Origin of the sequence: Pseudomonas pudica, from assembly GCF_015680405.1 — a bacterium.
Lineage (GTDB): Bacteria > Pseudomonadota > Gammaproteobacteria > Pseudomonadales > Pseudomonadaceae > Aquipseudomonas > Aquipseudomonas pudica.
This window is the reverse complement of sequence record NZ_JADLJS010000004.1, coordinates 15,701-37,095: the sequence shown is the minus strand read 5'-3', so window position 1 is coordinate 37,095 and position 21,395 is coordinate 15,701. Positions and strand designations below refer to the sequence as shown.

The following is a 21,395-nucleotide window of genomic DNA, read 5'->3' as shown; positions in this document are numbered from 1 at the left end:
ATGGTGAATCCAATGACACGACAAACGCTGAGCTGGATGGCCCTTTTCACTGCGCTGGCGCTCCCGGGGGTGGCCTTGGCCGACCATGCGATGGAGAAGGGCGGCATGTTGGTCGATCATGCCGGCATGACCCTGTACACCTTCGACAAGGATGCGGGCGGCAAGTCGATGTGCAATGGCGAATGCGCCACCAATTGGCCGCCGCTGATGGTCAAGGCCAATGACGAACCGGCCAAGGATAAGTGGACAGTGGTGATGCGCGATGATGGCAGCAAGCAGTGGGCCTATGACGGCAAGCCGCTTTACACCTTCATCAAGGACAAGAAGGCCGGGGACAAGACCGGCGATGGTGTGAAGGATGTCTGGCACGTTGCCAAGCCTTGAGGTCCCGGGGCCGCTTTGCGGCCCATCGCCGGCAAGCCAGCTCCCACAGGTTATGTGCAGGCTGTAAAGGCAGCGCTGTACGTGTGGAAGCTGGCTTGTCGGCGATAGGGCAATCAGCCTTAACGCAATGCGTAATCCAGCACCACACCAATGAACACCAGCATCCCCGCCCAGTGGTTGTGCAGAAACGCCTTGAAGCACGACTCCCGGTCCAGCTTGCGCGTCGACCAGTATTCCCAGGCAAAGCACGCCGCCGCGCCCAGCAGCCCCAGATGGAACCAGCCACCCAGCTCGAAGCGGCTGCCGGCCAGCAACAGGCACCCCAGCGACAGCAGCTGCAAGGTCAGGATGATGGTGCGGTCGGCGTCGCCGAACAGGATAGCGGTCGACTTCACGCCTATCTTCAGGTCGTCATCACGGTCAACCATGGCGTAGTAGGTGTCGTAGCCCACCGTCCACAGCAGGTTGGCGATATACAGCAGCCAGGCGCTGGCCGGCAGCTCGCCACCCGCTGCGGTGAAGGCCATGGGAATGCCCCAGGAATACGCCGCCCCCAGCACCACCTGGGGGTAATAGGTGTAGCGCTTCATGAACGGGTAGCAGAACGCCAGTGCCACCGCACCGAACGACAGCCAAACCGTGCGGCTGTTGGTACACAGCACCAGCAGGAAGCTCACTCCGACCAGGATGGCGAACAGCGCCAGTGCTTCGCGCGGGCGGACCCGGCCACTGGCCAGGGGGCGGTCGGCGGTGCGTTTGACGTGGCCGTCCACCTTGCGGTCGGCAAAGTCATTGATGCAGCAACCTGCGGCGCGCATCAGCACCACACCGAGGCCGAAGATCAGCACGTTGGCCAGGGTTGGTGAACCGTTGCCGGCAATCCACACCGCCGACAAGGTCGGCCACAGCAGCAGGTAGATTCCAATCGGCCGGTCCATGCGGCTGAGCTGGACGAAGTCCCAAGCCCGTGGGTGCAGGCGGTTGAGCGACTTGAGCAGTTGCAGGTACATCAGCGGTTTTCCTCCTTGGCCGCTTGCCACAATGCTGGCAGAAACACCTCCGCCACCAGCAGGTCCAGGCCGCCACGTTCGAAGCGCGAACGGCGGCCCCACAGCGATGCGTGGGCGGCTTCGTCGGGCAGCCAGGCCTGTGGATAACTGCACACCTCGATGGGGTGGCGGATGAACGCCTGGTCGCAGAACAGCAACTCGCCCAGCGAGCGGCTGCCGAGGGTTTCGAGGTCCAGCCCGCCGCGCTCCAGGGCGCTGCGGCTGGCGACGCTGCGGGCGAATACCCAGGGTTGGCCATGGCCGCGCAGGTACACCTCGCGCACCCAGCCTTCGGCACCGGCGGCGATGCCCAGTGCCTGGCATTCGTCATCGCGCAGCGGTTGCCAGCCTTCGAACAGCGGGGTGACGGAGAAGTGGTCGTCGGACAGGCGGGTCAGGCGGCGGGTCAGCGAGCCTTCGTCGAACAGCCAGTCAAGGGTGGGCTGGTCGATGTCGGTGGCCAGCTGTGAATACGGCAGCCACGCGACAGCGGCTGCTTGCGGGGATTCGTACGACACGTCGGTCTGCTTGTTACAACCAGAGAGGCGGCGAGCTTAGCATGATTGCCCCAACTGCTTGCATACTGCCGACAGGGCCGCTACAAAGCCCCACGCATTGCGCGCCGGCTTCTTCGCGGCTAAAGCCGCTCCCACAGGGACCGCACAACCTCTGATGCTGTGCGGTTCCTGTGGGAGCGGCTTCAGCCGCGAAAGGGCCATCAGCAGCAACACAAAGCCCCAGCCTGAACCGAGGAAACCACCCCCCATGAAAAAGTGGCAATGTATAGTCTGCGGCCTGATCTACGACGAAGCCGAAGGCTGGCCCGACGACGGCATCGCCCCCGGCACCCGCTGGGAAGACGTGCCGGAAGACTGGCTGTGCCCCGACTGCGGCGTCGGCAAGAGCGACTTTGAAATGATCTCCATCGGCTAATCGAGGAAAGCACGACATGACGTCCCCTGTGGTAATCATCGGTACCGGCCTTGCGGGCTACAACCTGGCCCGTGAGTTTCGCAAGCTCGATGCGCAGACGCCGCTGCTGCTGATCACCGCCGATGACGGTCGGTCCTATTCCAAGCCCATGCTGTCCACCGGCTTTGCCAAGCAGAAGGACGCCGACGGCCTGTGCATGGCCGAGCCGGGTGCCATGGCCGAGCAACTGAATGCCGAGATTCGCACCCATACCCGCATCAGCGGCATCGACCCGGGCCACAAGCGTTTGTGGATAGGTGAAGAGGCGGTGGAATACCGCGATCTGGTGCTGGCCTGGGGCGCGCAGACGGTGCAGGTGCCGATCGAAGGTGATGGCGGCGATCGGGTGTTCCCGATCAACGACCTGGAAGACTACGCGCGCTTCCGTGCCGCCGCCGTCGGCAAACAGCGTGTGTTGATCCTCGGTGCCGGCCTGATCGGCTGCGAATTCGCCAACGACATGAGCCTGGGCGGCTTCGAGGTCGATGTGGTGGCGCCGTGCGAGCAAGTCATGCCGACCCTGCTGCACCCGGCCGCTGCCACTGCCGTGCAGGCCGGGCTGGAAGGTCTGGGCGTGCGCTTTCACCTTGGCCCGGTACTGACCCGCCTGCAGCAGGTGCCCCTGGGCCTGGAGGCGCACCTGTCCGACGGCAGCGTGATCGCCTGCGACCTGGTGGTTTCGGCCATCGGCCTGCGCCCGCGCACCGACCTGGCCGCCGCTGCCGGCCTGCAGACCAACCGCGGCGTTTGCGTCGACCGCCAGTTGCGCACGTCCCACGCCAACATCTTTGCCCTTGGCGACTGTGCCGAAGTCGATGGCATCAACCTGCTCTATGTGATGCCGCTGATGAGCTGTGCCCGAGCCCTGGCGCAAACCCTGGCCGGCAAGCCGACAACGGTCGCCTACGGGCCGATGCCGATCACCGTGAAAACCCCGGCCTGCCCGCTGGTGGTCTCGCCGCCGCCCCAGGTTCATGAAGGCACCTGGCAGGTAGAGGGGCAGGGCAGTGACCTCAAAGTGCTCTGCATTGATGCAGAGGGCAAGCTGCTGGGCTACGCCCTCACCGGGGCGGCCGTGATGGAAAAGCTGGCCCTGAATCGCCAGCTGCCGGCCGTGATGGCGTAAATAGCTGGTGTTCTGTCGGATTTATCCTGTTGTTGCTTGCACAATGGCCGCCCAGATACTGGCGCGGCCCCTGTGCACGTGCCATCCTCACTTCCGTCTGCCGCAGATTAGAGCCTGCGGTGCCTTGAGCGCTGCTCCCAGGGCAGCACGGCATAACAACAAGAATTCCGTCAAAGAGGCTTCACTATGCGCAAACCAGAACTCGCCGCCGTCATCGCCGAAAAGGCCGATCTGACCAAGGAAAAGGCCAATCAGGTTTTGAACGCGATTCTCGACAGCATCACGGGTGCCCTGGACAAGGACACCGTGACCCTGGTCGGTTTCGGCACTTTCGAAAAACGTCATCGCGGTGCGCGTACCGGCAAGAACCCGCAAACCGGTGAACCGGTCAAGATCAAGGCCAGTAATACCGTGGCCTTCAAGCCAGGCAAGAACCTGCGCGACAGCGTCAACGCCCCCGTCAAGCCGGCCAAGAAAGGCAAGTGATCGCTCCCTGACAACCCCAGTGTCAGCCAAGCGGGCGCCCCAGGGCGCCCGTTGTGCTTTCTGCAGGCAAAATGTTTCGAACTTGCATAAATAGTTCCGGAAAAGGATAGACTGCGCGCCTTAGTCACTTTTAATTCGAGGCGCGTTGATGAAGTTCCGCTTTCTTCTCTGGGCCATGGGGCTGTTGATGGCCAGGGCCAGCCGAAACAACCCGGCGTTCCAGCAGCAGCTCAAGGGCAAGGACCTGGTGTTCCAGATGCAGACCCTGGACGGCAAGGTCGCCCGGCACTTCATCGTCAACAACGAACGCGTCAGCAGCAAGGGCGGCGCGCACCCGCAGCCGGCGTTCGCCATTGCCTTCAAGGATGCCGCCTATGGCTTCGCCACCATGCAGGCAGGTAACAAGCAGTTGGCGTTCATGCAGGGGATTCAGGACAAGCACATCCAGATCAAGGGCAACCCGGCGCTGGTGATGTGGTTCCAGGGGTTGATGAAGTACCTGAAGCCGAAGAAGAAGGGCTGAAATTGTAGGGGCTGCTTTGCAGCCCAATCGCCGGCAAGCCAGTTTCCACAGAGATAGCACTGCCCTCAGGCCAGTGTCGAACCTGTGGGAGCCGGCTTGCCGGCGATTGGGCCGCAAAGCGGCCCCTTTTGATATCAGTGCGGTGCGTGGAACTGCGAAGCCAGCTCACGCAGCAGGCTCTCTGCCTCGAGCACCTTGTTCACTACATCCTCGGCCTTGTCCCGGGTAATCCCCAGCCGCTCCAGCAATTCGTCTGGAATCTCTTGCTGCGGCCCCGAGCCAATCCCCCGCGAGCGCAGCAGGCGGGTAGCCAGGCACACCAGGTTGGGGAACGCTGAAAACTCGCCTTCATAGGCCGGGTCGTGCTGGAAGCGCAGCGCGGTGGATAGTTCTTCCGGCATGTCCCACAGCTTCATCAGCCAGGCACCGATCTGCTCGCGGCTGATGCCCAGCAGGTGTTGCTCCACGTAGGTGTGACACAGGTGCGGGTTGACCTCCAGGTGGCGGCAGATCAGCGAGAAGTGCGGCGGGAAAACATGCGCCAACAGCAGGTAGCCAAAGTTGTGCAGCAGCCCGGCCAGGTAGGTCAGGCCGGCCTCGGGGCGCTCGGCCCGTGGCATGGCGCGGGTCAGGCCTTCGATGATCGCGGCGGTGTAGATCGACTGCTGCCAGTACGGCGTGGCCTGTTGCGGGTGGTCTTTCGGCAGGCTCAGGGTCTTGCCAAGCGCCAGACCCAGGGCCAGATTGATCACCAGGTCGAAGCCCAGCACACGCACGATGGCATCTTCCACCGAGCGGATCTTGCCAGGTGAGGCGTAGTAGGGCGATGCCGCCCAGCTCACCACCTGTGCTGCCAGCGCCGGGTCGGTTTCGACCACGCCGGTGATATCGTCGATGCTGGCGTTGGGGTCTACCCGCAGCTTGATGATCTTTTGCGCGGTATCGGCCAGCGGTGGGATTTCGATTGTTTCTTCCAGGCGCTTCTGGATGCGCCGTGCAGTGAAGGCCTGGACGGCGTTGGTGATTTCACGGGTGTCATCATCGGGGCGGTCGAGGTTGGGGCTGATGGCCTCCAATTCCTGGCCAAAGCTGCTGGCGCTGGCCTTGGCCAGCATGCGCTTGAAGTGCGCGCGCTCGATTTCCAGCAGCAGACCGGCTTCGCCAGACTGGATAAACACGGTTTCAGCGTCGAGCAGGCTCTTTTCGTACTGGCACGGCGAGCTGGTCAGCGCCGGGATGCCTGGCAGGGCCTTGAGCTGGTGTTTGTCCAGCATCTGCTTCAGGCGTGGCACCGAAACCGCGGTGAGCTTGCGCCCGGTCAGTTCGGCCAGGCGGTTGAGGTCCAGCAGCTGGCTCTGCGGGAACAGCACCATCAGGGCGCCGACCTCGTCGTCGAGCAGCACGGCCTGTACCCGCGACGATGCCGGCAGCTGCGGATGTTCGACCACCTCGCGGTAGGCCACGCCGAGTTTGTCGAGCAGCAGCCGGATGACCGAGGGAGCGTGTGGGGTTGCGGTGTCCAGGGCAACTTCAGTCATGGTCCGTATCCACTGATTCTTTTAAACGCGAAGTATAACCAGCCTGGGCGCAGAACTGGATCCATTATGGGACTAGCGTCACACTTGGCCATATTGCTGGCCATGGCGCAGCCAGCGATCGAGCAGTGGGCTGACGTGCTCCGGCCAGCGAGCCATCAGGGCCTGGGCGGCATCGCGCACGGCCGGCAGCAGGTCGGCGTCGCGCATCAGGTCGGCGACCTTGAACTGCAACAGGCCGGTCTGGCGGGTGCCGAGCATCTCGCCCGGGCCACGCAGTTCCAGGTCTTTCTCGGCGATGATGAAGCCGTCGTTGGTTTCCCGCATGATCCCTAGCCGCTCGCGGCCAATCTGCGACAGTGGCGGATGGTACAGCAGCACGCAATGGCTGACGGCGCTGCCACGGCCAACGCGGCCGCGCAGCTGGTGCAACTGGGCCAGGCCCAGGCGCTCGGGGTTCTCGATGATCATCAGACTGGCGTTGGGCACATCCACGCCCACCTCGATGACCGTGGTGGCGACCAGCAACTGCAGGTTGCCAGCCTTGAATTCGGCCATGATCTCGGCCTTTTCCGCCGGTTTCATGCGCCCGTGGATCAACCCCACCCGCAGCTCACCCAGGGCACTGCCCAGCTCCTCGTAGGTGCTTTCGGCGGCTTGGCAGGTCAGCTCTTCGGATTCTTCGATCAGGGTGCACACCCAATAGGCCTGGCGCCCTTCGGCGCAGGCGGCGCGTACCCGCTCGACCACTTCGAAGCGACGGCTGTCGGCCACCAGCACGGTGTTCACCGGGGTACGCCCGGGTGGCAGCTCGTCGAGCACCGAGGTGTCCAGGTCGGCGTAGGCGCTCATGGCCAGGGTTCGAGGAATTGGCGTGGCGGTCATGATCAGCTGGTGCGGGCATAATTCCCCGGCCACGCCCTTCTTGCGCAGGGCCAGGCGTTGCTGCACGCCAAAACGGTGCTGTTCATCGATGATCGCCAGAGCCAGGTGCTTGAACTTCACCTCCTCCTGAAACAGCGCGTGGGTGCCGACTACCATTGGCGCACCGTTGGCGATCTGCTCCAAGGCGCCTGCCCGGGCCTTGCCCTTGAGCTTGCCGGCCAGCCAGGCCACTTCGATGCCCAACGGTTCGAGCCAGCGCTTGAAGGTGATGTAGTGCTGTTCGGCGAGGATCTCGGTGGGTGCCATCAAGGCCACCTGGTAGCCGGCTTCCAGCGCCTGCAGCGCAGCCAGGGCGGCGACCACGGTCTTGCCGGCACCCACGTCGCCCTGCACCAGGCGCATCATCGGCTCGTGCTGGCTGAGGTCGTAGGCAATTTCGTTGGCCACCCGCTGCTGCGCGCCGGTCGGCTGGAAGCCCAGATTGGCCAGGTACTGCGCCTGCAGGCGCTGGGCCTTGGGCAGCACCGGCGCGCGCAGGCTGCGCAGGCTTTCGCGCAGGCGTTGCTGCGACAGCTGGTGGGTCAGCAGTTCTTCGAAGGCCAGGCGGTGCTGGGCCCAGTGCTGGCCTTCGGCAAGTTCGTCGAGGTCGGCGTCGGCCGGCGGGTTGTGCAGGTAGCGTATGGCATCGTCCAGCGGCGCCAGCTGGTAGTCCCGGGCCAGCTCTTCGGGCAGCCAGTCCGGCAGGCTGCGCGGGCCGAGCAGACCCAGGCTCTGCTGGCACAGCAGGCGCAGGCGTTGCTGGGTAAGGCCTTCGGTGGACGGGTAGATCGGCGTCAGGGTCTGCTCGACCGGTGGCGGCGGCTCGTCGCCGTTCAGCGCACGGTATTCCGGGTGGTAGATTTCCAGGCCCGAAGCGCCGGGGCGGGCTTCGCCGTAGCAGCGCAGGTGGGTACCGCGCTTGAGGCCTTCCTTCTGCGCGTTGCTGAAGTGGTAGAAGCGCAGGCTCAGCACGCCGCTGCCGTCACCCAGGCGCACCACCAGGCTACGGCGCTTGCCCATGGTTACGTCGGCGCCGCTGACCACGCCCTCGATCACCGCGTCCTGGCCAGGGCGCAGTTGGCCTATCGGCACCACGCGGGTGCGGTCCTGGTAGCGCAGGGGCAGGTGGAACAGCACGTCCTGCAGGTTCTCCAGGCCGACCTTGGCGAGTTTCTCCGCCATGGCCTCGCCTACCCCCTTGAGTACCGTGACCGGGACCTTCGACAGCTCACTCATGACTCAGGCCGGTTGTTCCGCAGGGACTTTGGCGACCGAGCACAGGCGGATCGAGTCGGCGAGGATCTCGATGGCCTTCGGCCGCGGGAAGCTGGCGCGCCAGGCGATGGCCACGGTGCGGAATGGTGCCGGTGCAGTCAGTGGGCGGACCTCGATGACGCCGGGGGCATAGTGGTGGCTGTGCACCGCCGACAGCGGCAAAATCGACACGCCCAGGCCCGAGGCCACCATGTGGCGGATGGTTTCCAGCGAGCTGGACTCCACCGTGGTGTGCTTGGAGCCTTCACCGCCCTTGTTCAGCGTAGGGCAGGCTTCCAGTACCTGGTCGCGGAAGCAGTGGCCTTCACCGAGCAGCAACAGGCTCTTGTCGTTGAGCATGGCGGTGTCGATGGTCTTTTTCGCGGTCCACGGGTGGTCGGCCGGCATCAGGGCGCAGAACGGTTCATCGTAAAGCGGCAAGGTGAGCACGTCGGCTTCGTTGAACGGCAGGGCTATGATCACCGCGTCCAGTTCGCCGTTGCGCAGTTTTTCGCGCAGTACGTGGGTGAAGTTCTCTTCGATGTACAGCGGCATTTGCGGCGCCACGCGGTGCAGCTGCGGGATCAGGTGCGGGAACAGGTACGGGCCTACGGTGTAGATGGCACCGACCTTGAGCGGGGCAGTCAGCTGGTTCTTGCCGGCCTGAGCCAGCTCGCGAATGCCTTGGGCCTGCTCCAGTACCTTTTGCGCCTGGGCGACGATGCTTTCGCCGACCGGGGTCAGGCGGACCGCGCTCTTGCTGCGCTCGAAGATCAGCACGCCAAGCTCATCCTCGAGCTTCTTCACACCGACCGACAGGGTCGGCTGGCTCACGTGACAGCGTTCGGCGGCATGGCCGAAGTGCTGTTCCTGGGCGAGTGTGACGATGTAGCGTAATTCTGTGAGGGTCATAACGTGCGTCCATGAAGTTGCGAGCCCAGCATAGCGGCTGCAATCGATAGACGCACGTTATCAGACTTGCCGATTTGTGACAGAAACAAAAGTCTCAGCGGCGGTCCAGCGAGTAGACGAACGGTGCCACGACTTCGATCGTGCCATTGTTCAGCAACTCGGGTGGCGGCTTGGGTACCGTGCCGGCCCGACGGATCATTTCCAGGGTCGCCCGGTCCAGGGCGGCACTCCCCGACCCACCGGCCATGGAGTACGACACCACCTTGCCTTCGGCGTCGACCACGAAGCGCAGGCGGTTGATGCCCTGCAGGCCGCGACGGCGCGCGTCTTCCGGGTAACGCTTGTACTTGGCCAGGTGACGCAGCAGGTCGCTCTGCCAGGTCGGCAGGGCGTTGCTGTTGGACGCAATGCTCGGCGCCGGTGCCGCGGACTTCTGCGGCGGCGTGTTGCTGGGCGGTGCGTCTACCGTTTGTTCGGTCGGCGGTGCTTCCTTCGGCGGCTCAGGCTTTTTCTCGGGCTTGGGCGGCTGTGGCTTGGCCTTCGGCTTGGGCGGCTTGGGAATGGCGATCTTGGGCTTTGGTGCCTCGGCCAGCTTCGGCAGCGGCGGTTCCTCGACCGGTGCCGGTGGCTGCGGCGCCGCTTTAGGGGGCGGTGGTGGCGCAGGCTCCGGCAACGGCGCCAGCTCGACCATCATGGCTGCCGGTGGCAGTTCGATGGCTTGGGGCACCGACCAGTTGAGCGTCAGCAGCACGGCGATCACGTGCACGCCCAGCACGATCGCCAGGCTGCCACCGTAGCGCGCCATGTTAGAGCGCGTTCTTGTCATTTCTTGGCTGCCGTCTCGAGACCTACCAGACCGACCTTCAGGTAGCCGGCCGCGCGCATGTTGTTCATCACTTCCATCAGGTCACCGTAATCCACGCCTTTGTCAGCCTGGAAGAAGATGGTTGTTTCCTTGTCGCCCTTGGTCTTGGCATCGAGCATCGGGCCAAGCTGGTCGGGGGCAGGGACCTGATCGTCGCCGACGTACAGCTTCTGGTCGGCCTTGACGCTGACGAACACCGGTTTCTCGGGCCTCGGCGCCGGCTTGGCAGTCGAGGCCGGCAGGTCGACCTTGATGTCGACCGTGGCCAACGGGGCTGCGACCATGAAGATGATCAGCAGCACCAGCATCACGTCGATGAACGGCGTAACGTTGATTTCGTGGTTTTCGGCGAGGTCGTCGCCACCTTCGTTGAGATGCAGGCCCATGGCTTACCCCACTTTCACCATGTGCGGGGCAACACGCTCGCTGCCTTGGTGGTCCAGGTCACGGCTGACCAGCAGCAGTACCTGGGCGGAGGCGTCAGACACCTGGGCCTTGTAGCCGGCGATAGAGCGGGCGAAGACGTTGTAGATGACCACGGCCGGGATTGCGGCGACCAGGCCCAGGGCGGTGGCCAGCAGGGCCTCGGCGATACCTGGGGCAACCACGGCCAGGTTGGTGGTCTGGGTCTTGGCGATGCCGATGAAGCTGTTCATGATGCCCCATACGGTACCGAACAGGCCGACGAATGGTGCAGTGGAGCCGATGGTGGCGAGTACGCCGGTGCCGCTGCTCATGGTGCGGCCGCTAGCGTGTACCAGGCGCTCCAGGCGGAAGCTGACGCGCTCCTTGATGCCTTCTTTTTCGCGGGCATTGGCCGACAGGCGCATCTCTTCGAGCGCGTCGTGGACCAGGGTGTGAGCCAGGGTGCCTTCCTTGTTGGAAACGTCGCTGGCTTCCTTGAGGCTGGCGGATTTCTTCAGCAGGGCAATTTCACCACGCAGGCGACGCTTGGCGCCCATCAGCTCGAAGCCTTTGGCAATCCAGATGGTCCAGGTGATGATGGAGGCGATGGCCAGGCCGATCATCACCGCCTTCACCACCACGTCGGCGTTCTTGTACATGCCCCATGGGGACAGGTCGTGGGCCATGCCCAGCGAGGTGTCTTCAACCAGGGCTTCGACGCTCGGGTCTGCTGCGGCCGGGGCAGCAACTGCGTCGGCAGCCGGTGCTGCGGCTGGGGCAACGGCCGGTGCAGCTGGTGCAGTAGCGGCAGCAGGCGTGGCAGCATTGGCGGTTGGCTCATCGGCCATGGCCACCGGGGCCAGCACCAGGCTGAGCGTTAGCGCGGCGATGGCGCGCCAGGCGCGCGACGGGGTTGGCGAAGCGGAAGGTTGAGTACGTGTCATGCTGGCCGGACCTGATGAAGAATGAAGTGAGCGTTCTCCAAGGCCTCGAGGTAGGCCGAGAACAATTTGGCGGCCATTATTGCAAGTAATTCTTGTTAACAAAAGTAATCTTGTTGCTTTTTTCGCCTATGGTCTAGCCATCCATCGTGTAGCGTGGTCGGCCTGATCAATTGGTCTAGGGAGTTTAGAGATGTCAGACCATTCCGTGATGGTGGTGGGATGTGGTGATGTAGGCGGGCGCCTTGCCCGGCAGATGCTTGCGCGCGGCTGGCAGGTGAGCGGCCTGCGTCGCTCGGTCGGGCAGTTGCCTGCGGGAGTCGTGCCGGTGGCGGCGGACTTGTCCGAACCATCGATTCCTGACGCCTGGCCGCAGCGCGCGCCGGACTACCTGGTGTACTGCGTGGCGGCCAGCCAGCACGACGAGGCGGGTTACCAGGCAGCCTATGTCGACGGTTTGCGCCATGTGCTGGACTGGCTGGCCGAGCGCGGCCAACGCCCACGGCGCCTGCTGTTCGTGTCCAGCAGCAGCGTGTATGCACAGAAGGAAGGCGAGTGGATCGAGGAAGGCGCGGCCACCGAGCCTGAAGGATATTCCGGGCGATTGATGCTGAAGGCAGAGCGGTTGGCACTGGCCAGCGGCATCCCGGCCAGCGTGGTGCGCCTGACCGGCATCTATGGTCCCGGACGCGAGTGGCTGCTCAGTCAGGTGCGCCAGGGCTACCGCGTGGCCGAGGAGCCACCGCTGTATGGCAACCGCATCCATGCCGAGGATGCTGCAAGCCTGTTGGCGTTTCTGTTGCAGGCAGATGCCGACGGCAAGGTGCTTGAGGACTGTTACATCGGTGTCGACGACGACCCGGCGCCGCTGGCCGATGTGGTGGCCTGGCTGCGGGCGTACATGGGTGTAACCGAGTGGTCGGATGAGCAGCGAGTGCGGCGTACCGGCAGCAAGCGCTGCAGCAATGCCCGAGCGCGGGCGTTGGGTTGGGCGCCGATGTATCCGAGTTACAAGGAAGGCTATGCGGCGATCCTGAAAGGCGGGTGCTGAGTCTACTGTGCTCTTCGCGGGCAAACCTGCTCCCACAGGTGCACCGTTGGTTTCAAGCCTGGCGGTGTACCTGTGGGAGCGGGTTTACCCGCGAAGAGACCAGTGTGTTCGACCACGATCTCAGCAGGTTTCAGTCCTGTTCCAGCAGCCACTGGCGTTTACCGGCTGCCAACACTGGCATTTCATCCGGTTGCGCGCTGTTCACCGCCTGGAAGATCTCCAGCTTGTCGCCATCGCGCTTGAGGATGAACGGCGCGCCACGTTGGTTCCGCTCCAGCCACAGGCTGTCATTGCTGCCACCCATGGTCGCGCAGTCGCCCGCCAGGCACAGGGCGAAACGATCTGGCCCTGGCAGGCCGGTGACATTGCCGGTGTCGCCGAAGCGCACGCTGGCACCTTTTCCCTGCCCTTCGACGATCTTCCAGTTGCCGCCCAGGTAGGCCTGGTACAGTGCTTTCTCGAAGCTACCGCCTAGTGGTGCATTTGCTGCAGGTGGAGATTTGACGCGCACGAAAGTCTGTTCACCAAAGGTGCGGTTTGCCACTTTCAATTCGTCGCCACGCAGCGTCAATCGGGCAGGTTCTTCACCTTCGGTACTAACCTGCCACTGGTCCTCATTGAGGATCAGCTGACCATCCACGCCTTCGAAGCCGTTACTGAAGCTCGCTTTCTGGTTTGCAACGTCCAGTTTCCATTCGAGTTCAATGCCGTGTTTGTTCAGGGTTTGAGTAACGCGGCCGCTTTCGACCACCTCATCGATGGCTTTCTGGTTGATCCAGGTGCCGTTCAGGTCTTCAGGTTTGTGGCTGGCGCAGCCGCCCAGAAGCAGGGCTGCCAGCACGATGGGCAGTGCTTGACGCATGACGGGGTAACCTTGCAGAGAAGGGAAGGTGACGGGCAGGGCACCCGTCACCGGAGGCATCACTCGATGACCAGGATGGCGTCCATTTCGACCTGGGCACCTTTCGGCAGCGCGGCAACGCCGATGGCGGCGCGGGCCGGGTAAGGCTGCTCGAAGTAGCGGCCCATCACCTCGTTGACCTTGGCGAAGTGGCTCAGGTCGGTGAGGAAGATGTTCAGCTTGACGATGTCCTTGAACGAACCGCCAGCGGCTTCAGCCACGGCCTTGAGGTTCTCGAACACCTGTACGGTCTGGGCTTCGAAGCCTTCGACCAGTTCCATGGTCTTCGGGTCCAGCGGGATCTGGCCCGACATGTACACGGTGTTGCCGGCCTTGATCGCCTGCGAGTAGGTGCCGATGGCGGCAGGGGCCTTGTCGCTGTTGATGACGGTCTTGCTCATGATGACTCCTTGCGGTTGGCGGACTACGTACGCATGCGGGTGATGCGGACCACACCGGTCAGGGTACGCAGCTTCTTGATCACACGCGCCAGGTGCACGCGGTCGTGCACGCTGACCACCAGTTGGACCACGCTGATACGGCCGTCGCGTTCGTCCATGCTGATCTTCTCGATGTTGCCGTCGGCGGCGTTGACACTGCTGGCCAGCAGGGCAATCAGGCCGCGCTGGTGTTCCAGTTCGACGCGCAACTCGACATTGAATTCACCGGTGATGTCCTTGGCCCAGGAGAGCTGTACGCACTTCTCCGGGTTGTGGCGGATTTCACTGATGTTGCGGCAGTTTTCCAGGTGCACGACCATACCCTTGCCTGCCGACAGGTGGCCGACGATCGGGTCGCCCGGGATCGGCGTGCAGCACTTGGCGTAGCTCAGCACCAAGCCTTCGGTGCCACGGATCGCCAGCGGGCCTTCCGGTGCCGGGAGCTGCTCGCCTTCGGCCGACAGCAGGCGGCGCGCTACCACGTAGGCCATGCGGTTGCCCAGGCCGATGTCTTCGAGCAGGTCTTCGATAAGCTCCAGGCGGTACTCGGCGAGAATCGCCTGTATACGCTCCTGGGGGATCATCTCCAGGCTGCTGTCGAAGCCGGTGAGCACCTTGTTTAGCAGGCGTTCGCCCAGGCTGATGGACTCGGAGCGGCGCTGTTGCTTGAGCGCGTGGCGGATGTGCGTGCGCGCCTTGCCGGTAACCACGAAGTTGAGCCAGGCCGGGTTCGGCCGCGCGCCCGGGGCGCTGACGATTTCCACCGTCGAGCCGCTTTGCAGCGGTTCGGACAGCGGCGCCAGGCGGCGGTTGATGCGGCAGGCGATGCAGCTGTTGCCGACGTCGGTGTGCACCGCGTAGGCGAAGTCGACCGCCGTGGAGCCTTTGGGCAACTCCATGATGCGGCCTTTGGGCGTGAACACGTAGACCTCGTCCGGGAACAGGTCGATCTTCACGCTTTCGATGAATTCCAGCGAGTTGCCGGCACGTTGCTGTAGTTCGAGGATGCCCTTGACCCACTGGCGGGCACGGGCGTGGCTGCCCTTGGGCTGCTCGTCGTCGTTGGATTTGTACAGCCAGTGCGCGGCGATGCCGTTGTTGGCCATCTCTTCCATCTCGCGGGTGCGGATCTGGATTTCGATGGGCACGCCGTGCATGCCGAACAGTGTGGTGTGCAACGACTGGTAGCCGTTGGCCTTGGGGATCGCGATGTAATCCTTGAAGCGACCGGGCAGCGGCTTGTACAGGTTGTGCACCGCGCCGAGAACGCGGTAACAGGTGTCGACCTTGTCGACGACGATGCGGAACGCGTACACGTCCATGATTTCGTTGAAGGCGCGGCGCTTGCCGCGCATCTTCTTGTAGATGCCATAGAGGTGTTTTTGCCGGCCGCTGACCTCGCCCTCGATACCGTCGGCGGCCAGGCAGTTGGCCAGCGAATGCTCGATCTTGGCGACGATCTCCTTGCGGTTGCCGCGAGCGCTTTTCACCGCGCGGTGGATCAGCGACGAACGCATCGGGTGCATGGCCTTGAAGCCGAGGTCCTCGAACTCCACGCGCACGGTGTGCATGCCCAGGCGGTTGGCAATGGGGGCGTAGATCTCGAGGGTTTCCTTGGCGATGCGCCGGCGTTTTTCGCCGGACAGCACTTCCAGGGTGCGCATGTTGTGCAGGCGGTCGGCCAGCTTGACCAGGATCACGCGGATATCGCGGGCCATGGCCATGGCCATTTTCTGGAAGTTTTCGGCCTGCGCCTCGGCCTTGGTCTCGAAGTTCATCTGGGTCAGCTTGCTGACCCCATCGACCAGTTCGGCCACGGTCTCGCCAAACTGCTGGCTGAGGGCTTCCTTGGCGATGCCGGTGTCTTCGATCACGTCGTGCAGCATGGCTGCCATCAGGCTCTGATGGTCCATGTGCATGTCAGCGAGGATGCTGGCCACGGCCAGCGGGTGGGTCACGTAGGGTTCGCCACTGCGACGGCGCTGCCCATCGTGGGCCTGTTCGGCGTAGAAATAGGCGCGCCGGACCAGGTTGACCTGTTCGGGGCCAAGGTAGGTCGACAGCCGTTCGGCCAAGGCTTCTATACCCGGCATGGGTTCACCTCCTGCCGAGGAAGAGGGCCTTGCGCCGTGCGACGTCGACCTGGCATCAATCAGACAGCCTCGTTGTTCTCGTCCTCGAACGCGGCGAACACCGGATCCTCGGTGACGATCTCTTCAGCGGCGATGAACTCGTTGGTGACGATGCCTTCGGCGATTTCACGCAGGGCAACAACGGTCGGCTTGTCGTTTTCCCACGCAACGCGTGGCTCTTTGCCGCCGGTCGCCAGCTGGCGAGCGCGCTTGGTCGAGAGCATGACCAGCTCAAAGCGGTTATCCACGTGTTCCAGGCAGTCTTCAACAGTTACGCGGGCCATGGTCTTCCTCAGTAGCAATTGCGGTGGGCGTGCAGCCCAATAATGGGCAGGCGGACTCGATAGTTTAAAAAATCACCAGCCAATAGGGAAGCGCTGTTTTGTCGGGTGGTCACCTTCAAGCCCTGTGTTGCCTTCTTCGCGGCTGAAGCCGCTCCCACAGGGGCCGCATTGTCCTCAGGCTCATCACCGCACCCAGTGGGAGCGGCGTCAGCCGCGAAAGGGCCGGAACAGACACCCTCGATACCTGAGCCCGACGATAACCTCAGAGCATCGCGTCACGCAACCGCGGGGTCAGCTCCTCGAACAGGGTCTGCACCGAGCGCAACGCCCGGCAGTCCGGGCGGGTCAGCAGCCACAGCTGGGTGTCGCAACCCGGCAGCGGTCCGCTCAGCGCATCCACCCCGGGCAGCGCGTGCACCATGTAGTCTGGCAACGCTGCCACGCCGAGCCCGGCCGTGACCAGCTGGGCGATGGTCGACATGCCGCTGCACTGGTAACGCGGGCTCAAGCCCGGGTGCTGCTGGTTGCGCCAGACCACCGTGGGGTGGTCCTGCATCGAGTCGTCGGGGGCGATCCACGGTACGCTGGCAGGTGACTCGGCCAGGCGCTCACGCCACTGCGGCTGGCCGCAGACCACGTAAGAGGTGGACCCCAGGTTGCGGCCCACCAGGTGCTCCGGCGGCGTGTTGGTCAGGCGCAGGGCAATGTCAGCATCGCGCCGGCTGAGGTTGGCGAAGGTATTGGAGGTGCCCATCTCCAGCGACAAGGCCGGGTAGTTCGGCATGAACTCGGCCAACGCCGGCAGCAGCAGGCTGTGCATCACCGCCTCGGTACAGGTCAGGCGCACGGTGCCGCTGACCACCTGCTCGCCACTGGTCATGGCGATGCGCGCCGCCTCCAGCGCCTGCTCGGCGCGCTCGGCCTGCTCGGCCAGGGCCTGGGCGGTGTCGGTCGGCAAGTAGCCCTTGCGGCTCTTGACGAACAAGGCGGTGCCCAGCGCCGATTCCAGCCGGCGGATCGAGCGGAACACCGTCGACACATCGACCTTGAGCAACTCGGCAGCCTTGGCCAGCGAGCGGCCACGTTCCAGGGCCAGGACCAGGGAGAGGTCGGCATGGGTAATCTGATATTGCATTGGTGCACGCTCTGCTTGCCGAATTGCCAATGTCTGTTGCGTTTTGGCCATTTTATAGTGAAACGGCCCCCGGGAATCAATGCGCCCGGTCGGGTAACCAATCCCCACGATGGGAAAGTGAAAAGAACAACAGCTGCAACCATCGTCGCCCGTGAGGCGCCAGCCGTATCCCCCACATCGCCGCAGCAAATCAAAGGATGTACAGCCATGACGTCGGTAACCCCGTGCGCCAGTTCTTCCAGCGAGATGAATGACTTCCTCCAGGCCCATCCGGACACGCAGTACGTCGACCTGCTGATCTCCGACATGAATGGCGTGGTACGTGGCAAGCGCATCGAGCGGGCCAGCCTGCACAAGGTGTACGAGAAGGGCATCAACCTGCCGGCATCGCTGTTCGCCCTGGACATCAACGGGTCCACCGTCGAGAGCACCGGCCTTGGCCTGGACATCGGCGATGCCGACCGCATCTGCTTCCCGATCCCCGGCACGCTGTCGGACGAGCCGTGGCAGAAGCGCCCCACAGCCCAGTTGCTGATGACCATGCACGAACTGGATGGCCAGCCGTTCTTCGCCGACCCGCGCGAAGTACTGCGCCAGGTGGTGAGCAAGTTCGATGACCTGGGTCTGGATATCTGCGCCGCGTTCGAGCTGGAGTTCTACCTGATCGACCAGGACAATCTCAACGGTCGCCCGCAGCCGCCGCGCTCGCCAATTTCCGGCAAGCGCCCGCAATCGACCCAGGTGTACCTGATCGACGACCTCGATGAATATGCCGACTGCCTGCAGGACATGCTCGAAGCGGCCAAGGAACAGGGTCTGCCCGCCGACGCCATCGTCAAGGAAAGCGCCCCGGCACAGTTCGAGGTCAACCTGCATCATGTGGCCGACCCACTGAAGGCCTGCGACTACGCGATCCTGCTCAAGCGCCTGATCAAGAACGTTGCCTACGACCATGAAATGGACACCACGTTCATGGCCAAGCCCTACCCGGGCCAGGCAGGCAATGGCCTGCACGTGCACATTTCGTTGCTGGACAAGAAAACCGGCAAGAACATCTTCGCCAGCGACGACCCGCTGCAAAGCGACGCGCTGCGCCATGCCATCGGTGGTGTGCTGGAGACCATGCCGGCGTCGATGGCCTTCCTCTGCCCGAACATCAATTCCTACCGCCGCTTCGGCGCGCAGTTCTACGTGCCCAATGCGCCAAGCTGGGGCCTGGACAACCGCACCGTGGCGGTGCGCGTGCCCACCGACAGTAGCGAAAACGTGCGCTTGGAGCACCGCGTGGCCGGTGCCGACGCCAACCCCTACCTGATGCTCGCGGCGATCCTCGCCGGTGTTCACCACGGCCTGACCAACCAGGTCGAGCCGCAGGCACCGATCGAAGGCAACTCCTACGAACAGCTGGAGCAGAGCCTGCCGAACAACCTGCGCGATGCCCTGCGCGCGCTGGACGACAGCGAAGTCCTCAACCAATACATCAGCCCGGACTACATCGATATCTTCGTGGCCTGCAAGGAAAGCGAACTGGCCGAGTTCGAAGTGTCGATTTCCGACCTCGAGTACAACTGGTACCTGCACACGGTGTAAGCCCATGAGCGCAAATGCGGTCCCCTTGATCGGTGTCAGCGCCTGCCGTCAGCAGGTGGGGAAGAACTCGTCGCACACGGTAGGCGACAAGTATGTCGAGGCGGCCGGCTTTGCCGGCTTGCCACTGATCTTGCCGGCCCGTGACGGGGGCAGCGACACGCAGGCGCTGCTGGCCCGTCTGCACGGCATTGTTTTTACCGGCTCACCTTCAAATATCGAACCGCATCATTACAATGGCGCCCCCAGCGCGGCGGGTACCCGGCATGATCTGGCACGCGATCGCCTGACCCTGCCGCTGTTGCAGGCGGCCATTGCCGCCGGTGTGCCGGTGTTCTGTATCTGCCGCGGCTACCAGGAATTGAACGTAGCCCTGGGCGGCAGCCTGCACCAGCGCGTGCAGGAACTGCCTGGCTACCTTGACCACCGTGAACCTGAGGACGCACCCCTGGAGGTGCAATACGGCCCTCGTCACCTTGTCGGCATAGAGCCTGGCGGGTTGTTCGAGCGCCTGGGCCTGGCGGCGCAGTTCGAGGTCAACTCGCTGCACAGCCAGGGCATCGACCGCCTGGCCCCAGGCCTGCGTGTCGAGGCACGGGCCCCGGATGGCCTGATCGAAGCGGTGTCCATGCCTGCGGCGCCAGGTTTTGTGCTCGGCGTGCAGTGGCACCCGGAGTGGCGATTTACCGAAAACCCGGTCTCGCTGCGCCTGTTCCAGGCGTTTCGCGAGGCCTGCATTGCTTACGCTACACGGGAGGGCGCACGGCAGGAGGCATTCTGACGTCACCCGAAGGTCTCGGATGACTTGTTCCCGGCAGCAAGCTTTCAATGAGTGAAAGCGGGCCTTGTACGCAAGGCCTGTGAAAACAATTCCAAAATTTACGGCAAATACTCATGAGCAATTACACAGAAGCCGGCCGCCCACCCGATGTGGCGGCCGACGCGGGCAACACCCAGCGCAGCAAGGGCCTGGCCACCGGCCGGCTGGGCTTGCTGGCCAGCGTGGTGCTGGGCATTTCCACCATCGCCCCGGTCTACACCCTTACCGGCGCCCTTGGCCCGACCGTGCGTGAAGTGGGAGCGCACCTGCCGGCGGTGTTCATCGTCGGCTTTCTGCCGATGCTGCTGGTGGCCTTGGGCTACCGCGAACTGAACTCGGCGGAGCCGGATAGCGGTACTTCGTTTACCTGGTCGGCGCGTGCCTTCGGCCCGATGATCGGCTGGATCGGCGGCTGGGGCCTGGTGGTCGCCACCACCATCGTGTTGTCGAACCTGGCAGGGGTGGCGGTCGACTTCTTCTACCTGTTCCTTGGCCAGATCACCGGCAAGCACGAGCTGGCGGCCTTGGCCGACAACCTGCTCATCAACATAACCACCTGTTGCGTGTTCATCGCCCTGGCGGTGTGGATCTGCTGTCGCGGCATGACCACCACCATGACCGTGCAATACGGCCTGGTTGCCCTGCAGTTGCTGGTGCTGATCGGCTTTGCCTTTGCCGCTTTCGGCGAAACCACCGCGCCGCCACCGCTGGAATTCGATTTCGCCTGGTTCAACCCGTTCGGCGTCGAATCGTTCTCGGCCTTTGCCGCCGGGCTGTCGCTGTCGATCTTCATCTTCTGGGGCTGGGACGTCTGCCTGACTGTCAGCGAGGAGTCGGTCGGCAGTGACGAGGTACCGGGCAAGGCGGCCACCTGGACCGTGCTGCTTATCCTCGGCCTGTACCTGTTCACCGCCATTGCCACCCTGCAGTTTGCTGGTATCAGCGAACAAGGCCTGGGTCTGAACAACCCCCGCATTCAGGAAAACGTCTTCGCCCACCTGGCAGGCCCGGTCATGGGGCCGCTGGCGATCCTGATGTCCATCGCGGTGCTGGCCAGTACCGCAGCATCGCTGCAGTCTACCTTCGTGTCGCCGGCGCGCACTCTGCTGGCCATGGGTTACTACGGTGCGGTGCCGCAGAAGTTTGCCAGCGTCTGTCCTCGTTCGCAGACCCCGCGTTACGCCACTATCTGCGCTGGCGTGGCTGCGGGCCTGTTCTACGTGACCATGCGCACCCTGAGCGAGAATGTGTTGGCGGATACCATCACTGCACTGGGCATGATGATCTGCTTCTACTATTCGCTGACGGCCTTCGCCTGTGTCTGGTACTTCCGCCACAGCCTTTTCGACAGCTTGCGCCACTTCCTGATGCGCGGCCTGTGCCCGCTGGTGGGTGGGGTGATCTTGTCGGTGATCTTCGTGCGTACCGCCATCGACAGCGCCTCGCCGGACTTCGGCAGCGGCTCGCATGTGGGCGGGTTGGGGCTGGTGTTCGTGATTGCCGCCATCATCTCGGTGCTGGGGATCGTGCTGATGATGCTGTCGCGCCTGCGCGCGCCGGCGTACTTCCTGGGGGCTACTCTGCGTCAGCAGGCTACCTTGCCACTGCAGGAATAAGGCTGGGGGTGCTTCGCGCCCCTTTCGCGACACAAGGCCGCTCCTACATCGGA

The 21,395-nt window shown here is 63.7% G+C and carries 22 protein-coding genes; 9 read left to right on the top strand and 13 right to left on the bottom strand.

The genetic code is table 11. From position 1 onward, the window contains the following. The first annotated feature begins 12 nt into the window (after positions 1-12). Positions 13-384: a COG4315 family predicted lipoprotein gene (locus IRZ77_RS04395; RefSeq protein WP_085601096.1), complete on the top strand. Its 372-nt coding sequence runs from the start codon at positions 13-15 to the stop codon at positions 382-384. A 119-nt stretch (positions 385-503) separates the two neighbouring features. Here IRZ77_RS04395 and ubiA read toward each other — a convergent pair whose 3' ends face one another. Continuing rightward, positions 504-1,394, bottom strand: a complete 891-nt coding sequence (ubiA, locus tag IRZ77_RS04390) for a 4-hydroxybenzoate octaprenyltransferase (protein WP_015272345.1) — start codon at positions 1,392-1,394, stop codon at positions 504-506. Continuing rightward, entirely contained in the window at positions 1,394-1,951 is a 558-nt protein-coding gene (locus tag IRZ77_RS04385) for a chorismate--pyruvate lyase family protein (protein ID WP_085601097.1), read from the bottom strand. The genes ubiA and IRZ77_RS04385 overlap by 1 nt, the downstream gene beginning before the upstream one ends. A 247-nt stretch (positions 1,952-2,198) precedes the next feature. Between IRZ77_RS04385 and IRZ77_RS04380 the strand changes: the two genes are divergently transcribed. From IRZ77_RS04380 to IRZ77_RS04365, 4 genes are all read left to right on the top strand, one after another. Continuing rightward, a complete protein-coding gene (locus IRZ77_RS04380; protein ID WP_003253349.1) occupies positions 2,199-2,366 on the top strand; it encodes a rubredoxin in 168 nt (55 codons plus the stop codon). Between the two features lie 16 nt (positions 2,367-2,382). Beyond that, a complete protein-coding gene (locus IRZ77_RS04375; protein ID WP_135002283.1) occupies positions 2,383-3,531 on the top strand; it encodes an NAD(P)/FAD-dependent oxidoreductase in 1,149 nt (382 codons plus the stop codon). A gap of 186 nt (positions 3,532-3,717) precedes the next feature. Next, positions 3,718-4,017, top strand: coding sequence for an HU family DNA-binding protein (locus IRZ77_RS04370; protein WP_013974808.1), 300 nt, complete (start codon positions 3,718-3,720; stop codon positions 4,015-4,017). 148 nt (positions 4,018-4,165) lie between these two features. Beyond that, positions 4,166-4,540: an SCP2 sterol-binding domain-containing protein gene (locus IRZ77_RS04365; protein ID WP_025341122.1), complete on the top strand. Its 375-nt coding sequence runs from the start codon at positions 4,166-4,168 to the stop codon at positions 4,538-4,540. Between the two features lie 134 nt (positions 4,541-4,674). Here the strand turns inward: IRZ77_RS04365 and IRZ77_RS04360 are convergent, their stop codons facing one another. From IRZ77_RS04360 to exbB, 6 genes are all read right to left on the bottom strand, one after another. Then, positions 4,675-6,078 carry an aminoacyl-tRNA deacylase and HDOD domain-containing protein gene (locus IRZ77_RS04360; protein ID WP_046613705.1) on the bottom strand — a complete coding sequence of 468 codons (1,404 nt, stop codon included), beginning with the start codon at positions 6,076-6,078 and terminating at the stop codon, positions 4,675-4,677. Positions 6,079-6,156: 78 nt separating this feature from the next. Then, positions 6,157-8,235, bottom strand: a complete 2,079-nt coding sequence (gene recG, locus IRZ77_RS04355) for an ATP-dependent DNA helicase RecG (RefSeq protein WP_153670616.1) — start codon at positions 8,233-8,235, stop codon at positions 6,157-6,159. Positions 8,236-8,238: 3 nt separating this feature from the next. After that, the gene (locus IRZ77_RS04350; RefSeq protein ID WP_196173009.1) at positions 8,239-9,165 is read right to left on the bottom strand and encodes a hydrogen peroxide-inducible genes activator; all 927 of its coding nucleotides are present in this window, start codon (positions 9,163-9,165) and stop codon (positions 8,239-8,241) included. Positions 9,166-9,259: 94 nt separating this feature from the next. Further along, a complete protein-coding gene (locus IRZ77_RS04345) occupies positions 9,260-9,991 on the bottom strand; it encodes an energy transducer TonB (RefSeq protein ID WP_046613703.1) in 732 nt (243 codons plus the stop codon). Beyond that, complete coding sequence (gene exbD, locus IRZ77_RS04340; protein ID WP_013974803.1) at positions 9,988-10,416, bottom strand: TonB system transport protein ExbD; 429 nt, start codon at positions 10,414-10,416, stop codon at positions 9,988-9,990. The genes IRZ77_RS04345 and exbD overlap by 4 nt, the downstream gene beginning before the upstream one ends. Positions 10,417-10,419: 3 nt before the next feature. Continuing rightward, entirely contained in the window at positions 10,420-11,379 is a 960-nt protein-coding gene (gene exbB / locus IRZ77_RS04335; RefSeq protein ID WP_085601102.1) for a tonB-system energizer ExbB, read from the bottom strand. 190 nt (positions 11,380-11,569) lie between these two features. Between exbB and IRZ77_RS04330 the strand changes: the two genes are divergently transcribed. Next, positions 11,570-12,427 carry an SDR family oxidoreductase gene (locus tag IRZ77_RS04330; RefSeq protein ID WP_085601103.1) on the top strand — a complete coding sequence of 286 codons (858 nt, stop codon included), beginning with the start codon at positions 11,570-11,572 and terminating at the stop codon, positions 12,425-12,427. A 130-nt stretch (positions 12,428-12,557) separates the two neighbouring features. Here the strand turns inward: IRZ77_RS04330 and IRZ77_RS04325 are convergent, their stop codons facing one another. The 5 genes from IRZ77_RS04325 to IRZ77_RS04305 form a co-directional block, all read right to left on the bottom strand. Then, the gene (locus IRZ77_RS04325) at positions 12,558-13,289 is read right to left on the bottom strand and encodes a hypothetical protein (protein WP_085601104.1); all 732 of its coding nucleotides are present in this window, start codon (positions 13,287-13,289) and stop codon (positions 12,558-12,560) included. A 59-nt stretch (positions 13,290-13,348) separates the two neighbouring features. Continuing rightward, positions 13,349-13,729, bottom strand: coding sequence for a RidA family protein (locus IRZ77_RS04320; RefSeq protein ID WP_009684531.1), 381 nt, complete (start codon positions 13,727-13,729; stop codon positions 13,349-13,351). A 23-nt stretch (positions 13,730-13,752) separates the two neighbouring features. Beyond that, a complete protein-coding gene (spoT, locus tag IRZ77_RS04315) occupies positions 13,753-15,861 on the bottom strand; it encodes a bifunctional GTP diphosphokinase/guanosine-3',5'-bis pyrophosphate 3'-pyrophosphohydrolase (protein ID WP_013974799.1) in 2,109 nt (702 codons plus the stop codon). 59 nt (positions 15,862-15,920) lie between these two features. Beyond that, a complete protein-coding gene (gene rpoZ / locus IRZ77_RS04310) occupies positions 15,921-16,184 on the bottom strand; it encodes a DNA-directed RNA polymerase subunit omega (protein WP_003253383.1) in 264 nt (87 codons plus the stop codon). 262 nt (positions 16,185-16,446) lie between these two features. After that, positions 16,447-17,319 (bottom strand): LysR family transcriptional regulator, encoded by an 873-nt coding sequence (locus IRZ77_RS04305; RefSeq protein WP_013974798.1) that lies wholly within the window; start codon positions 17,317-17,319, stop codon positions 16,447-16,449. 207 nt (positions 17,320-17,526) lie between these two features. On the opposite strand from IRZ77_RS04305, the gene IRZ77_RS04300 reads away from it, so the two are divergent. The 3 genes from IRZ77_RS04300 (at position 17,527) to IRZ77_RS04290 (ending at position 21,342) form a co-directional block, all read left to right on the top strand. Continuing rightward, positions 17,527-18,909 carry a glutamine synthetase family protein gene (locus IRZ77_RS04300; protein ID WP_046613699.1) on the top strand — a complete coding sequence of 461 codons (1,383 nt, stop codon included), beginning with the start codon at positions 17,527-17,529 and terminating at the stop codon, positions 18,907-18,909. A 4-nt stretch (positions 18,910-18,913) separates the two neighbouring features. After that, on the top strand, positions 18,914-19,687 hold the full coding sequence (locus IRZ77_RS04295) for a gamma-glutamyl-gamma-aminobutyrate hydrolase family protein (protein ID WP_046613698.1): 774 nt from the start codon (positions 18,914-18,916) through the stop codon (positions 19,685-19,687). Positions 19,688-19,800: 113 nt separating this feature from the next. After that, a complete protein-coding gene (locus tag IRZ77_RS04290) occupies positions 19,801-21,342 on the top strand; it encodes an APC family permease (RefSeq protein ID WP_013974795.1) in 1,542 nt (513 codons plus the stop codon). Positions 21,343-21,395: the final 53 nt, after the last annotated feature.